The following is a 2,437-nucleotide window of genomic DNA, read 5'->3' on the forward strand; positions in this document are numbered from 1 at the left end:
CATGGCCATCGACAAGGACACCGTGGCCATGATCAACGACCGCATCAGCCAGATCACCGCAGGCCTCCCTGGCCCAGCTCTGGTTGTGGCTGCATAACTCTGTCACGAGCAGGCTACCGCCCGGTTGCAGCAGGCTGGCCATGTGCTTGAGCGCTTCGGCCGGCGCGGCGAAATGGTGCAGCACCATGTTCAATACCACGCAATCGGCCTGAAGGCTCACACCGTTCAATGCATCGGCCAATTTCAGGCTGACGTTAGCCAGCTGTTCACGTTCGCACACCTGACGCGCCAGTTCGAGCATCGCCGCGCTGTTGTCCAGTGCGGTTACGGTGCCGAAGCGGCGGGCCAGTTCCGGCAGGAAGGCTCCATCGCCGGGGCCGACTTCGATGGCCGTGGTGGCGCCGCCGAAGTTCAGTTTGTCGAGCAGGGCCAGCACGCTGTCGCGGTATTGCGGCAGGCCTGCGATCAAGTCTTGCTGGGCGCGGAATTTCTCCGCCACCCGTGCGAAAAAGTCCTGGCTGGCCGCCGCCCGTTGCGCGTGCACTTGGGCGATCCGGGCCTGCACGTCGTCCGGCAGGGCCAGGTTGTCGACTTCTTCTAACAATGCCGCGTGCAGCGTGCCGCCCAACAGCTCGGTGTGGGGCAGGGCGCGGCGGTAGAAGATCGCGTTGCCTTCGCGGCGCGTCGCCACCAGGTTCGCCTGGGCCAGCACCTTGAGGTGATGGCTCATGCCGGACTGGCCGATGCCGAAGATCTGCGCCAGCTCCAGCACGCCGAACGAGTCGTTGGCCAGCGCCCGCAGCACGTTCAGCCGCAGCGGATCGCCGCCGGCCTTGCACAGGGCCGCCAGGTCGTCGCAGGCGTCATGGCGAATCGTAGGCACGCGTAAGTTCATAGGGGCAGCAGTCTAGTGACGGCCGGAAAGCATCGCAAGATCAATATCAAAAAGTTTTGATATTGATCGATGGGTGGCGTTTCCCACGGATTGGTTAATGCCATAAACGGGCGGCGGAAAGGATTCACCCGCCGAAAGCGCCGCCCGGCAGGGGAAAAACGTCTTCAGATGACTATCTGTCATTGCCCCGAGGCGTCCGGGTGAGGGAAAATGCTCGCCTTTTTTCCGTTTCGATTTTTCACCTTCAGCTTCAGAACCCAGGAGATCAGCGATGCCTAGCCGTCGTGAGCGTGCCAACGCCATTCGTGCCCTCAGCATGGATGCCGTGCAAAAAGCCAACAGCGGCCATCCCGGTGCCCCTATGGGTATGGCGGATATCGCCGAGGTGCTTTGGCGCGATTACCTCAAGCACAACCCGAGCAACCCGTCGTTCGCCGACCGTGACCGCTTCGTGCTGTCCAACGGCCACGGCTCGATGTTGATCTACTCGCTGCTGCACCTGACCGGCTACGACCTGTCGATCGACGACCTCAAGGCGTTCCGCCAACTGCACAGCCGTACCCCGGGCCACCCGGAGTTCGGCTACACCCCGGGCGTCGAGACCACCACCGGTCCCCTGGGCCAGGGCCTGGCCAACGCCGTGGGCTTCGCCCTGGCGGAAAAGGTGCTGGGCGCGCAGTTCAACCGTCCGGGCCACAACATCGTCGACCACCACACCTACGTGTTCCTGGGCGACGGCTGCATGATGGAAGGCATTTCCCATGAAGTCGCTTCCCTGGCCGGCACCCTGGGCCTGGGCAAGCTGATCGCCTTCTACGACGACAACGGCATCTCCATCGACGGCGAAGTCGAAGGCTGGTTCACCGACGACACGCCGAAGCGTTTCGAGTCCTACAACTGGCAGGTGATCCGCAACGTCGACGGCCACGATCCGGAAGAGATCAAGACCGCCATCGACACCGCGCGCAAGAGCCCGCTGCCGACCCTGATCTGCTGCAAGACCACCATCGGCTTCGGTTCGCCGAACAAGCAAGGCAAGGAAGACTGCCACGGCGCCCCATTGGGCGACGCGGAAATCGCCCTGACCCGTGAAGCCCTGAAGTGGAACCACGGCCCGTTCGAGATCCCGGCCGACATCTACGCCGAATGGGACGCCAAGGAAGCCGGCCGCGCCGTCGAGGCCGACTGGGACCAGCGCTTCGCCGCCTACTCCGCCGCGTTCCCGACCGAAGCCTACGAGCTGGTGCGTCGCCTGAGCGGCGAGTTGCCGGCCGACTTCTCCGAGAAGGCCGACGCCTACATCGCCGAAGTGGCGGCCAAGGGCGAAACCATCGCCAGCCGCAAGGCCAGCCAGAACGCCCTGAACGCGTTCGGCCCGCTGCTGCCGGAAGTGCTGGGCGGCTCGGCTGACCTGGCCGGTTCCAACCTGACCCTGTGGAAAGGCTGCAAAGGCGTCAGCGCCGAATACGCCAGCGGCAACTACATGTACTACGGCGACGCCGTTCATGATCGCGGTCATGCCGAACTCGCGCACGCCGTAGT

The 2,437-nt window shown here is 64.0% G+C and carries 3 protein-coding genes; 1 reads left to right on the forward strand and 2 read right to left on the reverse strand.

Annotation, left to right across the window (positions count from 1 at the left end):
- Together ACIP0B_RS28315 and ACIP0B_RS28320 are read right to left on the reverse strand one after the other, a co-directional pair.
- The coding region (locus tag ACIP0B_RS28315) for an ArsR/SmtB family transcription factor (protein ID WP_400838473.1) at positions 1–895 on the reverse strand (895 nt) is incomplete at its 3' end.
- Between the two features lie 12 nt (positions 896–907).
- Entirely contained in the window at positions 908–1,198 is a 291-nt protein-coding gene (locus ACIP0B_RS28320) for a hypothetical protein (RefSeq protein ID WP_400838479.1), read from the reverse strand.
- Here ACIP0B_RS28320 and ACIP0B_RS28325 point away from each other — a divergent pair.
- Positions 1,167–2,437: transketolase family protein (locus ACIP0B_RS28325; protein WP_400838476.1), on the forward strand; the 1,271-nt coding region annotated here is incomplete at its 3' end. The genes ACIP0B_RS28320 and ACIP0B_RS28325 overlap by 32 nt on opposite strands.

The organism is Pseudomonas sp. NPDC089534 (assembly GCF_044749305.1).
Taxonomy (GTDB): Bacteria; Pseudomonadota; Gammaproteobacteria; order Pseudomonadales; family Pseudomonadaceae; genus Aquipseudomonas; species Aquipseudomonas ekonensis.

Excerpts from the sequence above, each read along its gene's own strand:
- ACIP0B_RS28320 (WP_400838479.1), bottom strand. The coding sequence starts at position 1,198 with ATGGCGTTGGCACGCTCACGACGGCTAGGCATCGCTGATCTCCTGGGT.